Below are 22,611 nucleotides of genomic sequence, written 5' to 3'. Positions count from 1 at the left end.
TTTTTTAAATTAATTTTGGATGGATGAATTACGTTTCACTTCTTCAGACTTAATAATATCCAGCTCTTTTTGTGCTTCTTCAACAACATCCGGATAATCTGTAAAATTCTTAACTACACTTTCCAGTATATAAGTAGCCTGAAAGCTGTCTTTTAATCCGTAAAAGTTTTTAGCCATAACTACTAAGCCTTTGGCTCCAAAATATTTATATCCCGAATAGTCCTTAGAAAGCTTCTGTATGGTGGTATTAGAAGCTTCATATTTACCATCTTTGTTTTTAAAATAAGCATCATAATATAAAGCCTCGGCAGCAAGTTCTCCTTTTGCAATGGTCTGCAATTTAGCATATGCCTCTTTGGCTTTAGCCTCATTGTTTGATTTAATTGCAGATCTTGCAACGATTATCTGTGCATCACTCTTAACCCTGTCTTCAGTTTTACTATTGGCAAGTACTTTATCAGCATATGCTACTGCATTGGCATAATCTTCCTTATCATAGAAACACTTCATAAGGTTTGATTGCGCAAAAGTTACATTTTGAGGGAAATCAGCTTCTGATTCAAGGCGTTTAAGTACCGATATTGCTTTATCGTAATCATTTTTCTTTAAAAATATCTGTGATAGCCTTGCTAATGCCTGTTCACTATATTCACTTCTTGGCTTAGCTATAACAAATTCGTAATGTGGTATTGCATTATTTTCAAGTCCTTCTGCATAATACGACTGCGCCAGATAAAAATTAGCTTTCAATGACGATATTCCATTAGGAAATTTTGCTACATAGCTGCTTAGTGATGATATAGCCTGCTTAGTATTATTTTGCAGGTATTGCTTCTCGGCAGCTTCAAAGGCAGTGTTATCCAGGTCAGCATCAGATACATCTACAAAATCTAATGTTTTTACCCATGAAGCATATTCATCTGTGCGTCCACTATCTACATATATAAGGCGTGAAGTAGATACAGCCTCCATAGCCTCCGGTGTATTAGGAAATTCTGCTACAACTTTTTTAAACTTAGCTAATGCCTGGTCATCTTTTTGTGCGTTATAATAAATAAGCGCCTGACGCATTATAGCTTTTGAAGTATATGAACTGCCTTTATACTCATTTATAAGCCTGTCATAAGCAGCTATTGCTTTATTGTCCTGCTTTTCGGCTACATAGGTATTACCTATCTCATAAAGAGCATCATCTGCATACTTCGATTTAGGATAAGTAGCCACAAATTTTGTAAGATCGTCTATCTTTTTCTCGTTTCTTGATACAAACCCATAACTTATACCTTTCTGAAAGAAAGCATAATCAGCATCTATACCCTTCATTTCTATAGCCTTATTATAGGCTTCCATTGCCGGCCAGTATTTGCCATTAACAAAGTTACTGTCACCTAAACGCAAATAAGCATCGTTAAGCCTTACAGCATCTCCTTTAGCTGCGGCAGATGACACATACTCCTGAAAATACTTTGAAGCATTATCATACTCTTTAAGCTTAAAATAAGTATAGCCAAGATTGTAATTGTAATTTTTATACTCCGGTGTATTTTTAGCCTCGGCAGATCCACCAAATTGCTTATAGCTTAAAAGAGCTTCGCTAAATGCATCGAGTACGTATTCTGTTTCAGCCTTCCAGTAAGTGGCACGTGCAGTAATCTTTGCATCGCGGGGTTCAGCAATAGATTTTTTAAACATTGCCATAGCTTCCTGATAGTTTCCATCTGTATAAAGCTCTAAACCTCTGTAAAAAGTTACTTTTTGATAAGCAGGTCTGTTTGCCGCCGATTTATCTTTTTCTAATAAAACTAAAGCCTCTTTATAATTTTTAGAGGTTATGTAAGAATTGATAAGTAATGTTTGTACCTCCTGTTTAAAAGGGGTGTCAGGATATTTTTGAAGAAATGATCCTAAAACTTCAGGTACACTTTGGTACGGGTTACCGATCTCATAACTTAACTTAGCGTAGTTTAAATAAGCATCTTCCTGAATTTTCAGGTCATACTCCATTTCCGATGCATTTTTAAATGCATTTAGTGCCTGTTGTTTTTTACCGGTTTTAAGATAGCTTTCTCCTAAATGGTAATAAGCGTTCTGAGCAACAAAATCGTTACCTTCAATTATTTTATTGAATTGAGCAATAGCATTTTCATAATCTCCCTGCTTATAATAAGTATATCCTAACTGATAAAAATCAGTATTATTCCATCTTCCTTTTTTACCACGGTATTCTTTAAGGTACGGAAGTGCCTTATCATACTTACCAAGATTAAAGTAGCTTTCCCCTATTATTTTATTAAGTTCAGATTTTTCATTGGCATCAGATTTTGGCAATTGGGCAACGCCAAGATCAATAGCTTTTTGAAAGTTACCCAGTTTAAAATTCATATCAGCCTGAAAGTAGGACATCTTTTCTTTATACTTATCCTGATCTTCTACCTGTTCAAAATACTGATTTGCTTTTTTATAATCATCACTTTCATAAGACATGAATCCAAGGTAATATTTTGCCTGCGAGCCATATTCTTTTGAATTTATAACCTTATTAAGATATTTGTCGGCTTGTTTTTTATCGCCGGCGCTAAAATAGCTGTAACCTTTCTGAAAATTATAACGCTCCCTTTCGGCAATGCTCATATTATTTTCATCCACTTTATCATACCATTGCAATGCCTGAGGATATTTACCCTGTCCAAAATAATAGCCCGCAACTTCAATATAAGCCTGGTTTTGCTTCGTACTCGTAGGATAATCTTCAACAAAATTCTCCATAAGCATATCAGCATTCATCTGATCCAGTCGTATAGCACAATTAGCAATATAATAAGCACAATCTGCCTGCACATCCATTTCTTTGTTTTCTTCTTTTGTTTTCTCAAAAAGAATCTGGGCTGCCTGATATTGTTTATCGTTATAAAGCGTAACTGCCTTGTCAAAATCTTTAAGCTCGTGTGTATAAATTGTAGATTGTTGTGCCGAAAGGCTTAAGCCCCAAAGGGGTACAGAAAATAGGAGTAGCCTGTTTAGTCTGCGCATGTGTATTGTGTTTTATGGTAAGCCAAATATATCAATTCTTATTCTATTTTAACGGATGTTATTTTCCTTTAGTATGGTTTTAAGAAAATGATAACACGTTATAAAAAACAATATGCCGTGCTTTGTAAAGCTTTATAACTTAAAGCTCAGTGCCTTTAAAATAAAATTTTGAATACCGCCTTTAACTTATTACTTTTACCAAAACAAACACCCTAAAATTTATGTCGCAGCCTGTATTATCATTACAAGATGTTACCATTTACCAGGATAACAATGCCGTATTGTCTAACATTAACCTTAATGTTAACCACGGTGAGTTTATTTATATAATTGGTAAAACAGGATCAGGTAAAAGTAGTTTTATGAAAACGCTTTATGCCGATCTTAAATTAAAAGAAGGTGCAGGAAATTTTGTAGATTATAACCTTAGAAAACTAAGAGAACGCGACATACCTTACCTAAGAAGAAAAATAGGCATTGTATTTCAAGACTTTAAACTTTTGCCTGACAGAAATGTTTATGACAACCTCCTATTTGTGCTTAGAGCTACCGGCTGGAGTGAAAAACAGGAAATGGATGTAAAAATTAATGAGGTACTGGATAAAGTAGGACTTAAAAATGCCGTTCATAAAATGCCACACCAGGTATCTGGAGGAGAACAGCAGAGAATAGCTGTAGCCCGTGCCCTGCTTAATGACCCTGAAGTAATTCTTGCCGATGAACCAACTGGTAATTTAGATCCCCAAACCAGTGTTGAGGTGATGCAATTATTACGCCAGATAAATCAAAATGGTAAAACTATTATCATGGCAACGCATGACTATGCTTTATTAATGAAATTTCCTAGCAAAACATTAAAATGCGAAGGCGGTACAATATTTGAAGTTGTACAAAGAACTGTTTAAAAACAATTCCTTTTTAAATATAAAAACAGGCTTCCGATTGGGAGCCTGTTTCTTTTTGAATAATTATTCATCATTCATTACTTCTCTTAAACGTTTCTTCTGGCTTCTTAGCAAATCATGAACATCTCTTACAGCATCCCGAGCTATTTTATCTATCTACTTAAACCGCTTTAAAAAAGAATCCATTTTGGCATTTTCTCCATCATTTAATTTTTCTGCAATTGTTTGCCTGAAAGCAGTAAATTGTTCAGTTACATCATCCAGTGTTTTATACGCTGTTCTTAATTCTTCATATAATTCTTCCAGCTCTTTATAACCCTCTTCACAGTAGGCTTTATTCTTTTTATTAAACTCTTTTCTAAGTTTTTTTTCCTGTTTATCAAATAGTCCCATAATGTTGTTTTTGGTAATGCAAATCTTAAAACATTAATTGTAGTGGGTATTATTCAAATATTATCATTGCATTATATTACAACATTACTAATGTAGTACCTACAGCATATTTTTGTAACTTAGTCAGTCTAAAACCATTCCTCATGCCAACAGACAAACCACTACGCAGGGCCGCTATTGTAGGGTACAACCGTATTCCTTTTGCCCGCAATAATACCGCATATACCAGCGCCAACAACAGGGACATGATGACAGCAGCACTTAACGGGCTTATAGACCGTTACAACCTTAAGGGGAAAGAGCTTGGCGAAGTGGCAGGAGGCGCTGTTATTAAACACAGCTGGGAAATAAACCTAATGCGGGAATGCGTGCTTCATACGTCCTTAGATCCTAAAACCCCAGCATGCGATATTCAACAGGCATGTAATACCGGTATTGAATCGGCTGTGTATATTGCAAATAAAATTGCATTAGGGGAAATAGAATGCGGTATTGCCGGAGGTGTAGATTCTACAAGTAATGTTCCTTTAGAGTTCAATGAACATATCAGAAAGATACTTTTATCAGTCCGACGTACAAAAAGCACTTTTGATAAATTAAAACAGCTTGCCAAAATAAAGCTGAAAGATTTTATACCCGTAGCTCCGGAAAATCTTGAGCCCAGTACAGGCCTTTCTATGGGCGGGCATACTGAATTTACAGCTAAATATTATAAAATATCACGGGAAGAACAGGATGCTTATGCATTGCAAAGCCATTCAAAAATGGCTGCCGCTACAGACAGGGGCTTTTTTAACGATATGCTGTCTCCTTTTCTTGGCCTTGAACAGGACAATAATATGAGACGTGATACATCTATGGAAAAGCTTGCAAGGTTAAGGCCTGCTTTTGACAAAGAGCATGGTACATTAACGGCAGGTAATTCATCACCGCTCACCGATGGGGCATCTTGTCTTTTATTAGCCAGTGAAGGATGGGCTAAAGAACATAACTTACCTATACTTGCCTACATAACCTATGCTGAAATGGGAGCAATAGAGTATGTGCAAAACAAGCATAATTTACTTTTAGCCCCCGTATATTCTGCATCGCGCATGCTTAAAAAAGCCGGACTCACGCTTCAGGATTTTGATTTTTATGAAATACACGAAGCTTTTGCAGCACAGGTACTGGCAATATTAAAAATATGGGAGAGCCCTGAGCTTTCTAAAGAATTTGGAGTTGAGGCATTAGGTGCTATAGACCCGGCTAAACTAAATGTAAACGGCAGCAGCCTTGCAACAGGGCATCCGTTTGCTGCAACCGGTGGGCGGGTACTTGCTACTATGGCTAAACTGCTTCACGAAAAAGGCAACGGACGCGGGTTTGTATCTGTTTGTGCTGCAGGCGGACAGGGAATGACCGTTATATTAGAAAAATAAAAGGTGTTGTCTTAAAAGTATTTATTTAAGCGCTTTTTGTCATTCTGACGAAGGAAGAATCTATTATACATTAGATGGTTGAGATTCTTCACTTCATTGCATTGCGTTCAGAATGACATTTTTGATACACTCCCTTGCTTTATTTACTATTCTTATCAAACCTATAATCAAAGGCACCTTTTCTTAAGTGTACACCATGATCCAGCCATGCTTTTAAACAAGCCAAAAAGTTTGCCCAGCCTTCAGTATTACTACCAAACCACTTTATACCCGCTTCATCGTTCGCAGCACTTTTTTCTGTAACAATAACTATAGTGTCGCTTCCACGTGATGTAAGTGTCATTTCTACAAACATTTCATTTTTGTCATTATCCCAATAATAAGATATATATTCATTTTCTCTTACATTACCTACTCGAACAGGTACATCCACATCAATTTCAGGGAAACGCCATATAAGTTCAGCCCCCGCTTCCATACGACCAGAACCGCTTGAAATAAAATAATTAGACATTTTGGAGGGATCCACAATAGCTTCAAAAACTTCATTTACCGGTTTCTGTATTTGAATACCAGTCTTAATTTCAAGGGTTTGAGGTTTCATTTTTTGTTGATTTATTGTTTGTTACTAACAAATATAGGAAATCTGATAAAAAATTATCTTTGCAAAATGATTACACCTAATGAGTTCCATCACTTCATAGTATATAAACCTTTTGGTTATCTGAGCCAGTTTATCTACAATCTTAAGCGCAATAAAAAATTACTGGGAGAACTTTATGGTTTCCCGGAAGGAACTATGGCTATAGGAAGGCTTGACGAAGATTCTGAGGGTTTATTACTGCTTACTACCGATGGCATGATGAGTGAAATTGTGCGAAGTAAAAAAGTAGAAAAGGAGTATTATGCCCAGGTAGATGGGGTTATAACCCCTGAAGCCATAGAACAGCTTAAAAAAGGCGTAGAAATAGGCTTTAAAGGCACGCGGTATATTACACGCCCTTGCGAAGCACATAGTATAGAAACTAAGCCCGATTTCCCTGAAAGGGGAAGAAAAATAAGAGATGAACGCCACGGTCCTACCTCTTGGGTATCTATTACTGTTACCGAAGGTAAATTCAGGCAGATACGCAAAATGACAGCCGCTGTAGGCTTTCCTACCCTGCGTTTAGTAAGAGTACGTGTTGGCAATGTGCTGCTGGGCAACTTACAGCCCGGCGAAGTTAAGGAAATACAGAAATTTGATCTTTAGCTCTTAGCCGCTAAAAACTCATATATTTTCTGTTGTGAGCGCTTTTCATCTGTATCAGCTTCTTCAAGCTGGATATCCATAAGCCTAATCATTTCCTCCTTAAGTTTATCATCATATAAGGGAAAACAGACTTCTATTCGCCTGTATATATTCCGGTTCATCCAGTCAGCAGAACCAAGAAATACTTCCTGATTGCCATTATTGCAAAAAATAAAAATACGACCATGTTCAAGGTATCGGTCCACGATTCGTTTTACAGTAATATTTTCGCTTAAACCGGCAACACCCGGCAATAGGCAGCAAATACCCCTCACAATTAAATGTATTTTCACTCCGGCCGATGATGCTTCATAAAGTTTATCTATCAATACTTTCTCTTCAAGATTATTAAGCTTAATTGTAATACCTGAAAGCAGCCCCTTTGTTGCATTTTCAATTTCCCTATCTATAAGTGTTATAAATTTATCCCTAAGATTAAATTGAGCTACCAGTAAATGTTTATAATTAAAATGATCTTCTTTCTCAGGTTTCTTCATCAGGCTAAGAAATTTAAATACCTGTTTAAGTTCTGAAGTAATTCCTGCATGTGCTGTAAGCAATATATGATCTGTGTAAAAACGAGCCGTGCTTTCATTAAGATTACCCGTTGCCAACAGCCCTAAAGCTTTTACATTATGAGATTTATTAAACTTTATAAGGGCAATTTTAGCGTGTATCTTGAGTGAAGGCACACTATGAATAATATTTACTCCCGCATCACTTAGTTTTTTAGACCATTTAATATTATTAGATTCGTCAAAACGGGCTTTTAGCTCTACAATAACAGTAACCTTTTTTCCATTACGTGCAGCGCTTATTAAAGCATTGGCGATACGTGAATCATATGCCATACGATATACGGTTACATAAATCTCCTCTGCTTCCGGATGTACAGATGCTTCGTTAAAAAAACGCAGTACTGTATCATAAGAATTATAAGGCGTGTGTATTATCACATCCTGTTTTTCTATATCATTTAATAATAATTTACCCGAAAAAATATAAGGAACAGAAGGCCATTCAGGATATTCGAGTGCCTTTCTGTGAATCGGTAATTCTGAAAGATCTTTAAGATTATGATAACTGCTACCCTTCATTACATTAGCGCCTTTAAGGTTTAGTAAGGCTATAAGGACCTCCAGATATTCTGATGGCATTTTATTGTCATGCAAAAAACGGGTTGCAATACCAAAATCACGTTTTGCAATTTTTTTTTCCATTTGGGCAGCCAGGCCTTCTTCATAATCATCATCAAATTCAAGAGCCGCATCTCGGGTTATTTTAAAACTGTATGCGCCATTGATCGTATATCCGGGAAAAACTGCATCAAGATGCTCTTTTATAATATCATCAATAAAAAGTATATATTGCTTGTCTCCTTTTACCACACTAAAAAAGCGTGGTATCTCCTCTGATGGAATATTTACAATATGTAAGCAATTATTTCCATTATTATCTGTAATAGATACCAAAAAATAAAGCTTATTATTTTCTGTAAAAAAGTCGGTATCTGTGTTAAGCTCCATGCATTTAATATAAGCAAGAGCGCGCGTGAAGAAATAATTCTCGGCCTGAACACTTATTACCTCGGGAATTGGCCTGTCATAAACAAGTTCTATATTTTCAAATTCAAGCTCAGAAAGAATATGATCTGTAAATAATTCACCAAACATTTGCTGCTGCCTGTAAACAACAGTATTAATTTGCTTAAGTAATTTTTTATACGACTTACCTGAAGATTCTGTTTTTTTAGATGTAAGCTTTTTTAATGCCATTAAAGCAGGTATCCGTACGCGGTAAAATTCATCAAGATTTGAAGAATATATAGATAAAAACTTTATTTTTTCAAGGAGTGGCACATTTTCTTTAGCAGCTTCTGCAAGCACTCTTTCATTAAAAATAAGCCAGCTAAGATCCCTGTCGAGGTAACGCACAGGAATAGGTTGTATAAAGGTATCTGTTTGAGACATAGCTATAAATAAGCATAAAATTACAAACTTATACTATATCATTAGTTAAGTTTTTGTTATGCCTTGCCAATAAACTATAAACATAAAAAACTGTAAGAATATACTTTTGAAATTTTTGTAAGTAATTTTTTAGCAAAATTTTAAATAAGTACTGTGTTTATAATACCTATTTTTAGGGTTGAAAATGAATGCAAAGCTCAAAAAATACTTACGCAAAGGCTTAAAAATATTCCTTTGGATAACAGGCTCAATCATAGGATTGTTCCTGCTGATCGTACTATTAATTCAAGTACCTTATATACAGAATATTGTTAAAAACAAAGCTGTTAGTTATCTGGAAAAGAAAATTGGCACCGATGTAAATATTGACCGGATTGAAATTGGTCTGCCAAAGAAAGTTATAGTAGAAGGCGTATATCTTGAAAGCCAACAGGGAGACACTTTATTTTCCGGAAAAAAACTGGCTATTGACATAAGCCTTTTTAAACTTTTAAGCAATGAGGTAGAAATAAACTCAATAGATCTTGAAGGTATTGTTGCCAATGTATCACGTGATAAAGATTCTGTTTTCAACTTTGATTACATTATTGACGCATTTGCTTCAGACAAACCTAAGGATACCACTTCTGCTCCAATGAAATTCTCTATAAAAAGAGTAAATCTTGATAATATAAGAGCAAAATTTGATGATAAAATATCAAAAAACAACCTAAGTGCTACTATTGGCCATTTTGACACCAAAATAAAGACTTTCGATCTCGATAAAATGGAATTTGAAGTTCCTAAAATAAATCTGGACGGCCTTAAGTTAACCCTTCAACAGGGAATGCTTGAACAAATTGCTCAAAGTACACAGAAAGCAGCGGAGCAGGCATCTGAAAAACCAAACCTTAAACTCAAACTTGGTAAAATAGACCTGGCTAATATAAATGTTGGCTATGATAATGAAGGAAGCCACCTGGACACCGGGCTTGCACTTAAAAAGCTTTTTACTGAAGTTAATGAAATTGACCTTACAGCACAGCTTATAGATCTTAAAACACTTGAAATTGAAAATCTTAAAGGGCAATTGGCTATTGGTAAATTTGAACAGCAGGTAAAAGAAAAATTACCTGAAAAAACTAAAGCAGTACAGGAAGCGCAATGGAAGTTTAAGCTGGATAATACCGATATTAAAAATGTTGCCTTTAAATTTGATGACCAGAATAGTGCTCCTGTAACCAAAGGAATAGACTATAAACATCTTGATATTTCCAATTTAAATATTGAAGGTGATGATTTCTCTTATTCAACTGATGAAATATCAGGAAAAATTAAAACATTAACTGTAAAAGATAAAAGCGGACTCGTAATAAATGAATTCCATACTAATTTCTTATACAATTCGAAAGGTGCTCAACTAAAAAAACTTTATTTAAAAACTCCTCAAACGCTGGTTAAAGATGAAATTGTAGTTGCTTATCCTTCGCTGGAATTTGTTACTAAGGATATTGGAAATCTTTCTGTAGATGCAAATCTGGATGGCAGCCAGGTAGGTTTTAAAGATGTTTTGCTTTTTGTACCTACCCTTGCTGATACAGCTCCGTTTAAAGGCAATCCAAACGGAATACTTAAAATTGACAGCCGGGTTAATGGTAAAGTTAGCGATATTACTATAGAAAATCTTGAAGTAAGCGGTATTGGCGCTACAACAATAGCTGCCCGCGGACGAATAACGGGTTTACCTGATGTAAAAACTGCATGGTTTGATATGGATGTAAGGGCTTTTAGTTCAACATCAAAAGATATTAATACCTATATTCCAAAAGGTACTTTGCCTGCCAATATACAATTACCCGGCAAACTGTCTGCAAAAGCAAAATTTAAAGGCAAACTGGATAATTTTAATGCCGATGCTTCTATTACAAGCAGTTTTGGTAATGCAAAAGTTAAGGCTGTTTTTGATAAGCGAAGAAAAAATAATGAATTATATGATGCAGATATAGATATTGATAATTTTGATGTGGGTACATTAATATCTAATGACTCTATTGGCAGAATTACCCTTAAAGCAAAAGTTAAAGGTACCGGCCTGGATCCTCAAACTGCCAATGGCAGAGTTAAAGCAAAAGTTATTAAAGCAGATTACAACAGCTATGTGTACAAAAATCTGAATGTTGACGGAAAAATAAACAATGGAAAATTTGATGCTGTAGCCGATATGGCAGATCCAAATTTGGAATTTCAATTAACAGCCAACGGAGGCTTTAACGGAAAATATCCCAATGGAAAAATAAGGCTAAATGTAGATATAGCGGACCTGGATAAACTTAACCTTCATGCCGGTCCTCTAAAATTGCGTGGAAATGTGGATGCAGATATCACCGATGCCAATCCTGATAATCTTAATGGTATTGTTAAGCTGCACAGCTTTATGTTTGTTAACGATAAAGAAGAATTTGCCATAGACTCCATAACGATATCAGCAATAACAAAACCAGATACTACCGCTATTGTGGTAAAAGCTCCTTTTGCAAATGCTTACATCAAGGGAAAATATAAACTTACGGAAATAGGAACTGCATTAACCAATACTATTTCAAAATACTATAGTACTGCGCCGGCAACTGCAAAAAAATCTAATCTGCCGCAGCAATTTGATTTCGGACTTGTAGTGGATAATGATCCTGTTATATACAAATTAATTCCTCAGATAAAACGCCTTGAACCCATAAAAATAGAAGGCAATTACAATAGTGCAAATGACAGTATTAACATAAAAGGAACTATTCCCCGAGTTGTGTATGGTACAAATACAATATCAGGTGTTAATATGAATGTTCATAATGAAGAAGATGCCCTTGCTTATAATTTTGTGATAGATCAGGTACAAAATGACCAGTTTCTTTTATCACATACAGATTTAAGCGGTAATGTAAAAGATAATATCATTACTTATAAATTACAGATTCAGGATAGAAAGAAAGAAGAACAATATTTAATAACCGGACAATTAAAGGCTACAGATAAAAATACTATACTATCATTAGACCCGGAAGGCCTGAAACTTAACTATGAGGAGTGGAATATTGCTCAGGGTAATGAGCTGCGTTTTGGAGGAGACGGTATATATGCCAGCAATTTCGAAATTAGTAGTGATAATGGATCGTTAAAGTTGCAATCTGCTTCAGAAACACCAAATGCTCCATTAAATGTTGAACTTAAAAGTTTTAAAATTGAAACCCTTACTAATATAATAAACAAACAGGAATTAAAAATTACGGGCAGTATGAATGGAAATGCTGAACTGCGCGATTTAACAAGTTCTCCTGTTTTTACTTCTGATATTGACATTACAGACCTTGCTATAAGTAAAGATACTGTAGGCAATATAAAAATCAGGGTTAATAATGAAGTTACCAACACTTATAATGCAGAAATAATTATAGATGGGCAGGGTAACCAGACTACTATTAAGGGTGACTATACAACTACCACAAAAAGTTTTGATTTAAATGCTGATATAAATAAACTTAATATTGCCAGCCTGCAGGCTTTTAGTATGGGTGCTATAAAAGATGGTAAAGGGTACCTTTCGGGTAATTTTAAAATAAAAGGTACAGCAACCGAACCTGATGTTAATGGAAATTTAAGATTTAATGATGTTGCCTTGAGAGTTACACAGCTAAACTCTTACTTTAAAGGTATAAATGACAATATACAGTTTACGGAAAGTGGTATCAGCTTAAATAATTTTGCTATTGAAGATGAAAAAAATAATGAGCTTGTTATTAATGGAAATATAGCAACAACTAATTACAGGGAATTTGGATTTGACCTAAAAGTAAAAGCAGAAAACTTCAGGGCTGTAAACTCTGCTGCAAAAGATAATGATTTTTATTATGGTGATCTGTTTTTAGATACCAATCTCAATATAAAGGGCACACTTGATAAACCTGTTGTAGATGGCAATTTAAGAATAAATAAAGACACAAAATTCACTGTTGTACTGCCGCAGCAGGATCCTTCTATTGCAGACAGGGAAGGTGTTGTAGAATTTATTGATCAGGATAACATGGAAATTAAACAGCGTCTTAAAATGGAAGAAACGCTGAACAGTACAAATGTTAAAGGAATCATTGCATCGGTAGATATAGAGATTGTTAAAGAAGCCGAACTGAACCTTATTATCGACAAAGGTAACGGCGACTACCTGCAGCTTAAAGGAGAAGCACAGCTTACCGGTGGTATAGACGAATCGGGAAAAACAACTTTAACTGGCAGATATGAATTTAACGACGGGTCTTATCAAATGACTTTTAATTTTATTAAACGTAAATTTGATATTCAGGAAGGCAGTTATATTTTATGGACAGGTGAGCCTACAGATGCTACTGTAAACATTACGGCAGTCTATAAAACAGAAATTGCTCCTATAGACCTGGTAGATCAGCAAATAACTACTGACAGAAATACTTTTAAGCAAAAAATACCTATTAATACACTTTTAAAGATTAATGGCGAATTGCTTAAACCTGAACTGTCTTTTGATATTGTAGTACCTGATGGCAATTATAATGTACCAACGAATGTAGTAAACCTGACTAAAAGCAAACTTGATCAGCTTCGTCAGGAACCATCCGAATTAAATAAACAGGTATTTGCTGTACTATTACTTAACCGTTTTATTGGAGAAAACCCTTTTTCGAGCGAGGCAGGCGGAACCAGCGGTGAAACTCTTGCAAGACAAAGCGTAAGCAAAATACTATCACAACAGCTTAATAACCTGGCGGCAGATATAGTTCAGGGTGTTGAACTTAATTTTGATTTGGAATCTTCAGATAATTATTCTACAGGGGAACAGCAAAACCGCACAGATTTGAATGTTGCAGTATCTAAACGCCTTTTAAACGACAGGCTTAAAGTTACTGTAGGAAGCAGTTTTGGACTTGAAGGCCAGCAGGCAAATGAAGATACAAGCAATATTGCAGGTGATCTTTCAGCAGATTATCAGCTAACTAAAGACGGCCGCTATATTATAAGGGCCTATAGAAAAAACGAATATCAGGTAGCATTACAAGGTCAGGTTATAGAAACAGGTGTAGCCTTTGTAATTACAATGGATTATGACAAATTCAGGGAACTTTTCCACAGAACTGCTGAAGAAAAAGAAGCTATAAGAAGAGAACGCGAACGCAAGCAGCGGGAAAAAATGGAGCGCAGAAGAAAAGAACGCGAAAAAATAGAACAGGAAGCATCTGAAAAACCTGATGATACTGAAACTAATGCAGATGATAATTAGAAAGATTCTGATAAATGCACAAATAAAAAATGAATAATAAGTTTAAATATTATTTTATAATAGCGTTGCTTTTTGCTTACGGATGCAGTAATACAAAATACCTGCCTGAAGGCGAAATGCTATATGTAGGCGGTGAAGTTACGGTTAAAGATACTGTTATGAAGCGCAAAGACCGTAAAGCTATGGAAGACGAGCTTGAAGACCTCCTGCGCCCAAAACCTAACCGTACTTTTTTAGGCCTGCGCCCTAAATTATGGTTTTATAATATTGCAGGTGAACCTAAAAAAGAAAAAGGTTTCCGCCATTGGCTCCGTACAAAAGTAGGTGAACCTCCTGTGCTTTTTAGCCAGGTAGATCTGGACTATAATGCAGATATACTTCTGAACTATTCAGAAAATAAAGGTTATTTTAAAACCCGTACCTCTGCAGATTCTACCTCATCACACAAAAGGGCAAAAGCACTTTATACTGTTACGCCACGCCAGCAGTACACAATAAGAAAAGTAATTTACGCCGGCGATTCTACAGCTTCAGAAATAGATAGTACTGTGGCACACCTAAAGCGCAGAAGCAGGCTGAAAAAAGGCCGTCCATATAATCTGGAAGTAATTAAAAATGAGAGAGAAAGAATAGATAACCGCCTTAAAAACAAAGGGTATTATTATTTTAACCCTGATTATATTCTTGTACAGGTGGATAGTACAGTAGGAGACCATCAGGTAGACCTTATAGTAAAAATAAAAGATGAAACCCCTGAAAGGGCAAAAAAAGTATATACTATAGATGACATTTATGTATATCCTAATTATTCTTTATCTACTGCAAAAGATACACTAATTACCTCGCAGGATTCGGTTACCAGATATAAAGATTTTATTATAACTGATCCTGAACATACCTTCAGGCCTCTTATATTCGATCGTACATTGTTTTTTCATAAGGGAGATAAATATAGCCGGCGCGACCATAATTTATCTTTAAACAGGCTTGTTAACCTTGGTACTTTTAAGTTTGTAAAAAATCAATTCCGTCTTTCAGACTCTGTTCCGAATGCCCTTGATGTATATTATTATCTTACTCCCCTGCCCCGAAAATCGATCAGGATTGAAGTACTGGGAAAAACCAATTCGGCCAATTACAATGGTTCTGAAGTTAATGTTAACTGGAGTAACCGTAACTCATTCAGAGCAGCAGAACTTGTTAACCTGAGTGTATTTGGCGGGCTTGAAGTACAGGTATCGGGTCAGAATAAAGGCTTTAATGTATATCGCGTAGGTGGCGAGGCAAGTATTACCTGGCCCCGATTTATATCTCCTATACATATTGCAGATTCCAGCGCTTATGTGCCTAAAACACGGGCTTTAATAAATTATGAATACCAAAACAGGGCGAAACTGTATTCATTAAATTCATTTAAAGCAAATTTTGGTTATTTATGGAAAAATAACAGATATACAGAGCAGGAATTGTTAGTTACAAATATAAACTTTGTAAGCCCTGCAAGCGTAACAGATCTTTACAGGCAACAAATAGATGAATCAAGAGATAAGGAAGGTGTTTCGCCTTTAGAAAAAGTAATTGAAAAGCAGCTTATATTTGGCCCTACCTACTCATTCACCTATACAAATACAATGCAGAAACGAAAGAAACATACTTTTTACTATAAAGGATCTTTTGATCTTGCAGGTACTATGGCAGGGCTTTTAAGCGGAGCCAGTAAAGATGACCCCAGTAAAGTATTCGGCATTGCTTTTAGCCAGTTTGCTAAAATGGAACATGATTTCAGGCATTATTTAAGGCTTGGGAAAAATTCTCAGCTTGCCAGCAGAATAATTGCAGGTGTAGGTTTGCCTTACGGCAACTCTTCTGAACTTCCTTTTATAAGACAGTTTTTTATAGGCGGTACAAATAGTATAAGAGCATTTAGGGCAAGATCTATAGGTCCAGGTACATACAGGTCTAAAAATATAGATACAGACAATTTTTTACCAGATGAGTCAGGAGATCTAAAGCTGGAAATGAATACGGAATACAGGGCAAAACTTTTTAGTGTAATACATGGTGCACTGTTTGTGGATGCCGGAAATATATGGCTCTGGAATAAAAATGAAAATAAGCCCGGCTCTCAATTCAGTAGTAAATTTATGAGTGAATTAGCAGTTGGTACCGGAGCCGGGTTACGTGTGGATCTGTCCATTCTTGTTTTAAGGCTTGACATGGCCTGGCCTTTAAGAAAACCGTATCTGCCTGAGGGAGAGCGCTGGGTTATAGATGATATTGATTTTGGAAGTAAAAACTGGCGTAAAGAGAATTTAGTTTTTAACCTTGCTATCGGATATCCTTTTTAATATGTTGCTTTTACTTATATTTGGATTATAACCCTGTATAAAATGCACATAATTACTTATACCAAAAAAAATCTTATAGGCAAAACCATTTTAGGATGTGCATTAATCGCTCTTGGAGTAATAACCATGACCGAAAATATAATCTTTGGTTTTATATTTCTGGCACTGGGAATAAACTTTGTTGCTACTGAAGGTTCTGAAATAGATATTACCAGTAAAACCTACAGGTCTATATGGTCTGTTTTCGGAATTAAATTTGGTAAATGGAAAAACTGCCCTGAATTTGAATACGTTTCAGTATTTAAGACAAAGAAAGCCAGACGGTAAATGTTATATCTGCATCAGCCACAACATCTACAGATGTTATATTGCTAAATCTTTTTTATGGCAACAAGCATATTACTTTTTATAAGACCAACGATAAAGCTGATGCTTTTAAAGTTGCAGAACATTTTAAGCTTGCCCTTAAAATAGATATACTTGATGCAACAGGAGAAGAAAAAATATGGTTATGAAACACCTGAAGTCACCTCATCTTTTTTTCTGCTTTTATCCGGCCTTATAATCATTCTTAAAGACTGGTCTTTAGAGAAATAAGCAACCATCCAGTTATAAAAAGTAGTTATTCTGTTTCTATAGCTTATAAGAGACATGAGGTGGATGAACAACCACATTGCCCAGGCTATAAAGCCCTTAAAATGCATTTCAGGTTTAGGTATATCTGCTACAGCCTTATTTTTACCAATAATTGCCATTGAACCTTTATCGTTATACTTAAAAGTCTTCAAAGGCTTATTTTTTATTTCGTTCTTAAAATTTTTGGCAAGCAGTGTTCCCTGCTGTATGGCAACCTGTGCCAATTGCGGGTGGCCGTCAGGAAAAGCAGCATCAATTCCTGTCATAATACAGGTATCCCCTATTGCATAAATATTATTAGTATTTACTACTTTATTGTATCCGTCTACACTAAATCTTCTTCCGCGTCCGTAACTTTCAGCAGGTATGCCATCAAAAGTTCTTGCCGATACTCCGGCTGCCCAAATAAGGTTTTTAGCAGTTATGGTTTCGCCATTATGAAAATACACAATATCATCTTTAAAATCCACCACCCTGGTATTTAGCTTGACTATAACTCCAAGTTTAGTTAGCGCGTCATAGGTATCTTTTTGAGATTTTTTGCTCATTGGTGCAAGTACTGCATCTCCACCATCTACAAGGTATATGTTACTGATACTTGTAGAAAGCTCCGGATATTCCCTTCTTAAAACACCATTACGCATTTCGGCAAACATCCCCGAAACTTCAACCCCGGTAGGCCCGCCACCAGCAACTACAATATTAAGGTATTTACGGCGCTCACGACTATTTTTACATACTGCAGCCTTCTCCATGCGCTGTAATAATTTATTACGCATTTCAATAGCATCATTAAGCGTTTTCATGGGTATGGCATTCTTGCGCACATTTTCCATTCCAAAATAATTAGTTTCAGCTCCCGTAGCAAACACTAAACGGTCATACTCAAGTTCACCGTTATTTAATACAACCTTATTCTCTTCAGGCTTTACAGAAAGCACTTCGCCTAATCGGAAATGAATATTTCCATTATGAACAAATAATTTTCTGAAAGGATAACTTATACTGGAAGGTTCAAGATAAGCTGTAGCCACCTGATAAATAAGAGGTGGAAAAAAATTATAATTATTTTTATCTACAAAAGTTACATCAAAGTTTTTATCTCCTGCAAGTCCTTTAGCAAGGTTTATACCCGCAAAGCCACCCCCAACTACTATTATTTTCATTTACTTTAATATTAAAAATGCCTTTATAAAGTTAAGTATATTACCGCTAACTAACAATGATTAATGGGTTCATATAATGGTTTTTGTGAAATAATTAGGCTTTTGAGGACAGTTTTATTAAGAGTTTCAGTTTGTATAGCAAATACGAAAAGTTTATTTATAGTTATGTTAATTTGGTAGTGTATGCCTTACACTATATGTATTTTTATAATGAAAAGCCACTATTATTATGAAGAACTATTTTAGCAAAAAATCATTGAAGAACACAGGGAAGCTATTAAAAGACACATTAAAAGGATTCATGGCGGATAAAGGACTGAAATTAAGTGCTTCGTTATCCTATTACACAATGTTTTCGCTTGCTCCTATGTTATTATTAATAATATCGCTTGCAGGAGCATTTTTTGGTAAAGAAGCCAGCGAAGGAAGAATATTTGCCGAAATTAACGGGCTTATAGGTAATGAAGCTGCAGCACAGGTACAGCAAATAATAAGCAACCTTGAATTATCGGGCAAAACAACACTATCTGTAATAATAGGAGGTATAACACTTGTAATAGGTGCAACCACTGTTTTTGGTGAAATACAGGATTCTATAAATATGATATGGAGGGTAAAAGCTAAACCTAAAAGAGGATGGCTAAAACTTATAAAAGACCGTTTGCTATCCGGTTCAATAATAATAGGCTTAAGTTTTTTATTAATTGTATCCTTAATAATTAATGGTGTACTTATGACACTTAAAGATGTACTTAAATCTTATTTTCCTGACCTGACTCTTATAGTAATTAACGGAGTGAATCTGGCTGTAAGTTTTATGGTAATAACTATATTATTCGGAGTTATTTTTAAAGTTTTGCCCGATGCCAAAATTGCCTGGAAAGATGTAAAAGCCGGAGCGTTTTTTACTTCATTGCTTTTTATGCTTGGACGATATATAATTGGAATATATATTGAAACAACTGCTGCAGGATCACCTTATGGAGCTGCGGGTTCTATAATAGTTATACTTTTGTGGGTATATTATACTGCAGCAATATTGTATTTTGGTGCCGAATTTACACGTGAATATGCCTGCTTTAAAGGAGCAAGGATAAAACCGGCAGATTATGCAGTGTATATTGAACAGAAAGAAACAGAAAAACAAGTAGATTATATTCCGTCAAGGCATGAGGAATAAAAATTAAATTGCCCCGGACATCAATGATATCCGGGGCAATTTATATACAAGAATTATTGTTTTAAATTTTAAGCCTTCCTTCTACACCGGCATCATCGTCCATATTCCCGGTAATAGCTCCGGCAGCCCATTTTATCATTGAAATCATTTTACCATATTTGGTATCCCAATAATAAGCATCTTTAGGCTCTACCTTAATAACAGTTACATCCGGATCTTCTTTTCCTTCTTCAAACCAGGCTTTAGCAATAGGAGTCCATAACTCATCAATATGTGCTTTATCTTTATAAATTATAGCTTTTCCGAAAACCGATAAAAAATGTGCATCAGCATTTTTGGAAAATATAAGCTGAACTTCATCATCATGGCCTATCTCAAAATTTTTATTGCTTTTTTTTGAGCTTAAAAACCAAAGATTACCCTGATCATCCACTTCACGAAGGCTCATTGGCCTTGTTGGGAAAGGCCTTAACGAAAGTTCTGTACAAAACATACAAATACCTATATCTTCGGCCATTTCTTTAATTTTCTTAATAGCCTCTGTACTTGATAAATCTTTAAAATTATCTTTAGAATTTGAATCTGACATATATATTAAATTTAGTTGGTTATAAAATTATTTATCATCGCGTCCTGAAACCCAGTCAACCGCTTTTTGATAATCTGTTTTATGATAGCCTCTGAATTCTCCCGGCATTACTTTACTAAATGCCGATGTGAAATTAATTACAGTTTCAGAATCTGTAATAATTGCGGCACGTTTCCATTTAGTTATGTGATTAATACCAAGCAATGCGTCCTGCATCCACGCTCCAAGAGTAAAATCGGCAGGAGAATTGTCAAGAAATAATAAATAATTAAGCTGCCCTGTTTTTTCAACAAGATTGGCAACCTGCAATTTTACAATTTCAAAATCTTCTTTGGTAACTTCTCCGTCCGCACGGAATCCTACCATAGTATCCGGTAGGTCGGGAATTTGTACTATCATGATTTTCAGCTTTATATTATAATTATAAAGTTACTCTTAATACCATTAAACATGTGTTATTGGCATCATAATATAAACCGAAAATTATGATAAACTTTAAAGGCTTTTTTCCATTATAAAATCTTCCATAAGGTAACCACTGCCTATGTCAATATCTTCTTCTTTTATTTTTTTATAACCGTTTTTAATGTAAAAGTTTACAGCATTATTATAACGGTTAACATTAAGGCTAACAATATTATTGCCATTTCTCTTTGCAGCTTCTTCTACTTTATCAATTAAAAGCTTTCCTGCTCCCCTTCCCTGAGTTTCAGGTAATACGTAAAGTTTATGCAGTTTGGCAATTCCCGAAAGATAATTTAGCTCATAAGAAGCAAAACCCAAATAATTATTATTCTCTGAAAGAAGAATAAAATGATGCCCCTTAACCAAAATCTGATCGGTTATAGCATTAAGGCTATACATCATATCAAGCATATAATCCAGTTGTTCTTTTGAGAGTATTTTCTCATAAGTAACATTCCATGTATTCACTGCAAGGTTATATATAATTTCAAAGTCTTCAGGAGTAGCTCTTCTTATCTGCATCATTTGTATAAATTAAAAAACCTGTATATATTGGTCTTTTGGAAGGGTATAAAGGTATAAAAAAATTATTGGCATAGTAATTGGATAATGCTAATCAAACAATAAAAAACAATTTGACCGGGCATACCTAAACTTATAAATCATGAAAACGATATTACAACATATAGCCCTTTTTACGATGTTTCTTTCTGCAGATGCATTTGCACAGGATATAACTACAGTAAGGGCAAATAACAGCGATATAAGTGACAATCTTGACCTGAAGGCCGTGGCATCTATATTTGGTGACTCAAGTGATCTTGAAGACTTTGAGAGAAGGCTTAATAATCCTGAGACGCAAATTTCTAATCTTGACCTTAATGGTGACAACAGAGTAGATTATCTTAGAGTAATAGAAGCAAATCAGGACAATACCCACCTTATTATTATACAGGCTGTGCTTGGTGCAGATACTTTCCAGGACGTTGCAACTATAGAGGTTGAACGCGACAGAAATAATAATGTTCAGGTACAGGTGGTGGGAGATGTATATATGTATGGTTCTAATTATATATACGAGCCTGTATATGTGTACCGTCCGGCAATATTTGATATTTTTTGGGTAAGCAGCTACCGCCCTTACTACTCACCGTGGTATTGGGGTTATTATCCAACTTATTACAGCTACTGGGCCCCTTATCCTGTTTACAGGTACAGACATCATGTGCATACTTATATAAATCCAAGAAATACTTATGTATATGCAAATACGAGGAGAAGTTCCCGCGCAGCTGCATTATATAGTTCAAGAAGGCAGAACGATTATGAAAGACTGCATCCAAACACATCCTTTAGCAGCAGAAATGATAATGTAAATAACCGATATGCGCTTGAACAAAGCAGAGGAAATTCCAGAAATAGCACAAGAGCAAACAGAGGTGCAGGATCGGCAACAAGAAGTTCATTTACAAATGCTTCCCGTTCTAATAATGTTAGCAGGTCAAATATAAATACAGTGAAAAAAAGCGGTACTTCAGTAAGATCTGCAAATAATGATAATGCAGCACCACGCACAAGAAGTTCGCAAACTGTAAGAAATACCGGGACTGCTACGCCTTCAAGAAGCAATAGAAGCAGCAATACAATGAGAACCAGCGAACCTGTAAGAACCCAAACGCCACAACCAGCAAAAATAGAGCGCAGCGCACCATCACGCAGTATGCAGCAACAAAGTACACCTCTAAGAAGCAGTACTATAAGTACTCCTTCCAGAAGCAGTGCTCCGAGTATGAGAAGTATACCTGCACCGGCAAGGCAAAACAGTGCACCTGCCCGTTCTTCCGGTGGTAATTCAAGAAGAGGTTAAGTTAATTCTATTTAATATATTTGAGTGAAGAGCATCGTTGTAAAAGCGATGCTCTTTTTTAATTAACAA

General features: G+C 35.5%; 17 protein-coding genes. 9 read left to right on the top strand and 8 right to left on the bottom strand.

Translation table 11 applies throughout. From position 1 onward, the window contains the following. Positions 1-9 precede the first annotated feature (9 nt). Positions 10-3,030: a tetratricopeptide repeat protein gene (locus NHE85_RS11590; protein WP_252812188.1), complete on the bottom strand. Its 3,021-nt coding sequence runs from the start codon at positions 3,028-3,030 to the stop codon at positions 10-12. A gap of 221 nt (positions 3,031-3,251) precedes the next feature. On the opposite strand from NHE85_RS11590, the gene NHE85_RS11585 reads away from it, so the two are divergent. After that, positions 3,252-3,935: a cell division ATP-binding protein FtsE gene (locus tag NHE85_RS11585; RefSeq protein ID WP_252812187.1), complete on the top strand. Its 684-nt coding sequence runs from the start codon at positions 3,252-3,254 to the stop codon at positions 3,933-3,935. Between the two features lie 156 nt (positions 3,936-4,091). Here NHE85_RS11585 and NHE85_RS11580 read toward each other — a convergent pair whose 3' ends face one another. Further along, entirely contained in the window at positions 4,092-4,328 is a 237-nt protein-coding gene (locus tag NHE85_RS11580) for a hypothetical protein (protein ID WP_252812186.1), read from the bottom strand. 143 nt (positions 4,329-4,471) lie between these two features. Between NHE85_RS11580 and NHE85_RS11575 the strand changes: the two genes are divergently transcribed. Further along, positions 4,472-5,749 (top strand): acetyl-CoA C-acetyltransferase, encoded by a 1,278-nt coding sequence (locus tag NHE85_RS11575; protein WP_252812185.1) that lies wholly within the window; start codon positions 4,472-4,474, stop codon positions 5,747-5,749. A 139-nt stretch (positions 5,750-5,888) separates the two neighbouring features. On the opposite strand, the gene NHE85_RS11570 is transcribed toward NHE85_RS11575, so the two are convergent. Next, positions 5,889-6,353: an SRPBCC domain-containing protein gene (locus tag NHE85_RS11570; protein WP_252812184.1), complete on the bottom strand. Its 465-nt coding sequence runs from the start codon at positions 6,351-6,353 to the stop codon at positions 5,889-5,891. A 66-nt stretch (positions 6,354-6,419) separates the two neighbouring features. On the opposite strand from NHE85_RS11570, the gene NHE85_RS11565 reads away from it, so the two are divergent. Continuing rightward, positions 6,420-7,001: a pseudouridine synthase gene (locus NHE85_RS11565; protein ID WP_252812183.1), complete on the top strand. Its 582-nt coding sequence runs from the start codon at positions 6,420-6,422 to the stop codon at positions 6,999-7,001. Here NHE85_RS11565 and ppk1 read toward each other — a convergent pair. After that, positions 6,998-9,010, bottom strand: a complete 2,013-nt coding sequence (ppk1, locus tag NHE85_RS11560) for a polyphosphate kinase 1 (protein ID WP_252812182.1) — start codon at positions 9,008-9,010, stop codon at positions 6,998-7,000. The genes NHE85_RS11565 and ppk1 overlap by 4 nt on opposite strands. Positions 9,011-9,194: 184 nt before the next feature. Between ppk1 and NHE85_RS11555 the strand changes: the two genes are divergently transcribed. From NHE85_RS11555 to NHE85_RS11540, 4 genes are read left to right on the top strand one after another with little or no spacing between them, the layout of a single operon-like run. After that, complete coding sequence (locus NHE85_RS11555; RefSeq protein ID WP_252812181.1) at positions 9,195-14,291, top strand: translocation/assembly module TamB domain-containing protein; 5,097 nt, start codon at positions 9,195-9,197, stop codon at positions 14,289-14,291. 29 nt (positions 14,292-14,320) lie between these two features. Beyond that, the gene (locus NHE85_RS11550) at positions 14,321-16,639 is read left to right on the top strand and encodes a BamA/TamA family outer membrane protein (protein WP_252812180.1); all 2,319 of its coding nucleotides are present in this window, start codon (positions 14,321-14,323) and stop codon (positions 16,637-16,639) included. Positions 16,640-16,681: 42 nt separating this feature from the next. Next, positions 16,682-16,966 (top strand): hypothetical protein, encoded by a 285-nt coding sequence (locus tag NHE85_RS11545; protein WP_252812179.1) that lies wholly within the window; start codon positions 16,682-16,684, stop codon positions 16,964-16,966. 41 nt (positions 16,967-17,007) lie between these two features. Further along, positions 17,008-17,154: a hypothetical protein gene (locus NHE85_RS11540; protein ID WP_252812178.1), complete on the top strand. Its 147-nt coding sequence runs from the start codon at positions 17,008-17,010 to the stop codon at positions 17,152-17,154. Here NHE85_RS11540 and NHE85_RS11535 read toward each other — a convergent pair. Beyond that, a complete protein-coding gene (locus NHE85_RS11535) occupies positions 17,149-18,441 on the bottom strand; it encodes an NAD(P)/FAD-dependent oxidoreductase (RefSeq protein ID WP_252812177.1) in 1,293 nt (430 codons plus the stop codon). The genes NHE85_RS11540 and NHE85_RS11535 overlap by 6 nt on opposite strands. A gap of 229 nt (positions 18,442-18,670) precedes the next feature. Here NHE85_RS11535 and NHE85_RS11530 point away from each other — a divergent pair, with 229 nt between their 5' ends. Beyond that, a complete protein-coding gene (locus tag NHE85_RS11530) occupies positions 18,671-19,621 on the top strand; it encodes a YihY/virulence factor BrkB family protein (RefSeq protein ID WP_252812176.1) in 951 nt (316 codons plus the stop codon). A gap of 61 nt (positions 19,622-19,682) precedes the next feature. Here NHE85_RS11530 and NHE85_RS11525 read toward each other — a convergent pair whose 3' ends face one another. The 3 genes from NHE85_RS11525 to NHE85_RS11515 form a co-directional block, all read right to left on the bottom strand. After that, positions 19,683-20,210, bottom strand: a complete 528-nt coding sequence (locus NHE85_RS11525; protein ID WP_252812175.1) for a pyridoxamine 5'-phosphate oxidase family protein — start codon at positions 20,208-20,210, stop codon at positions 19,683-19,685. A 27-nt stretch (positions 20,211-20,237) separates the two neighbouring features. Next, on the bottom strand, positions 20,238-20,609 hold the full coding sequence (locus NHE85_RS11520) for an STAS/SEC14 domain-containing protein (RefSeq protein ID WP_252812174.1): 372 nt from the start codon (positions 20,607-20,609) through the stop codon (positions 20,238-20,240). Positions 20,610-20,705: 96 nt separating this feature from the next. After that, positions 20,706-21,200: a GNAT family N-acetyltransferase gene (locus NHE85_RS11515; RefSeq protein ID WP_252812173.1), complete on the bottom strand. Its 495-nt coding sequence runs from the start codon at positions 21,198-21,200 to the stop codon at positions 20,706-20,708. Positions 21,201-21,339: 139 nt separating this feature from the next. Between NHE85_RS11515 and NHE85_RS11510 the strand changes: the two genes are divergently transcribed. Continuing rightward, entirely contained in the window at positions 21,340-22,542 is a 1,203-nt protein-coding gene (locus NHE85_RS11510; protein ID WP_252812172.1) for a hypothetical protein, read from the top strand. Positions 22,543-22,611 lie beyond the last annotated feature (69 nt).

This window comes from Flavobacterium sp. NRK1 (assembly GCF_024054175.1).
Classification (GTDB): domain Bacteria; phylum Bacteroidota; class Bacteroidia; order Flavobacteriales; family Flavobacteriaceae; genus Flavobacterium.
Note: the sequence above shows the minus strand (reverse complement) of the source record. Positions and strands in the feature narration are given on the sequence as shown.

Excerpts from the sequence above, each read along its gene's own strand:
- NHE85_RS11590 (WP_252812188.1), bottom strand. The coding sequence starts at position 3,030 with ATGCGCAGACTAAACAGGCTACTCCTATTTTCTGTACCCCTTTGGGGC.
- NHE85_RS11585 (WP_252812187.1), top strand. The coding sequence starts at position 3,252 with ATGTCGCAGCCTGTATTATCATTACAAGATGTTACCATTTACCAGGAT.
- NHE85_RS11580 (WP_252812186.1), bottom strand. The coding sequence starts at position 4,328 with ATGGGACTATTTGATAAACAGGAAAAAAAACTTAGAAAAGAGTTTAAT.
- NHE85_RS11575 (WP_252812185.1), top strand. The coding sequence starts at position 4,472 with ATGCCAACAGACAAACCACTACGCAGGGCCGCTATTGTAGGGTACAAC.
- NHE85_RS11570 (WP_252812184.1), bottom strand. The coding sequence starts at position 6,353 with ATGAAACCTCAAACCCTTGAAATTAAGACTGGTATTCAAATACAGAAA.
- NHE85_RS11565 (WP_252812183.1), top strand. The coding sequence starts at position 6,420 with ATGATTACACCTAATGAGTTCCATCACTTCATAGTATATAAACCTTTT.
- ppk1 (WP_252812182.1), bottom strand. The coding sequence starts at position 9,010 with ATGTCTCAAACAGATACCTTTATACAACCTATTCCTGTGCGTTACCTC.
- NHE85_RS11555 (WP_252812181.1), top strand. The coding sequence starts at position 9,195 with ATGAATGCAAAGCTCAAAAAATACTTACGCAAAGGCTTAAAAATATTC.
- NHE85_RS11550 (WP_252812180.1), top strand. The coding sequence starts at position 14,321 with ATGAATAATAAGTTTAAATATTATTTTATAATAGCGTTGCTTTTTGCT.
- NHE85_RS11545 (WP_252812179.1), top strand. The coding sequence starts at position 16,682 with ATGCACATAATTACTTATACCAAAAAAAATCTTATAGGCAAAACCATT.
- NHE85_RS11535 (WP_252812177.1), bottom strand. The coding sequence starts at position 18,441 with ATGAAAATAATAGTAGTTGGGGGTGGCTTTGCGGGTATAAACCTTGCT.
- NHE85_RS11530 (WP_252812176.1), top strand. The coding sequence starts at position 18,671 with ATGAAGAACTATTTTAGCAAAAAATCATTGAAGAACACAGGGAAGCTA.
- NHE85_RS11525 (WP_252812175.1), bottom strand. The coding sequence starts at position 20,210 with ATGTCAGATTCAAATTCTAAAGATAATTTTAAAGATTTATCAAGTACA.
- NHE85_RS11520 (WP_252812174.1), bottom strand. The coding sequence starts at position 20,609 with ATGATAGTACAAATTCCCGACCTACCGGATACTATGGTAGGATTCCGT.
- NHE85_RS11515 (WP_252812173.1), bottom strand. The coding sequence starts at position 21,200 with ATGATGCAGATAAGAAGAGCTACTCCTGAAGACTTTGAAATTATATAT.
- NHE85_RS11510 (WP_252812172.1), top strand. The coding sequence starts at position 21,340 with ATGAAAACGATATTACAACATATAGCCCTTTTTACGATGTTTCTTTCT.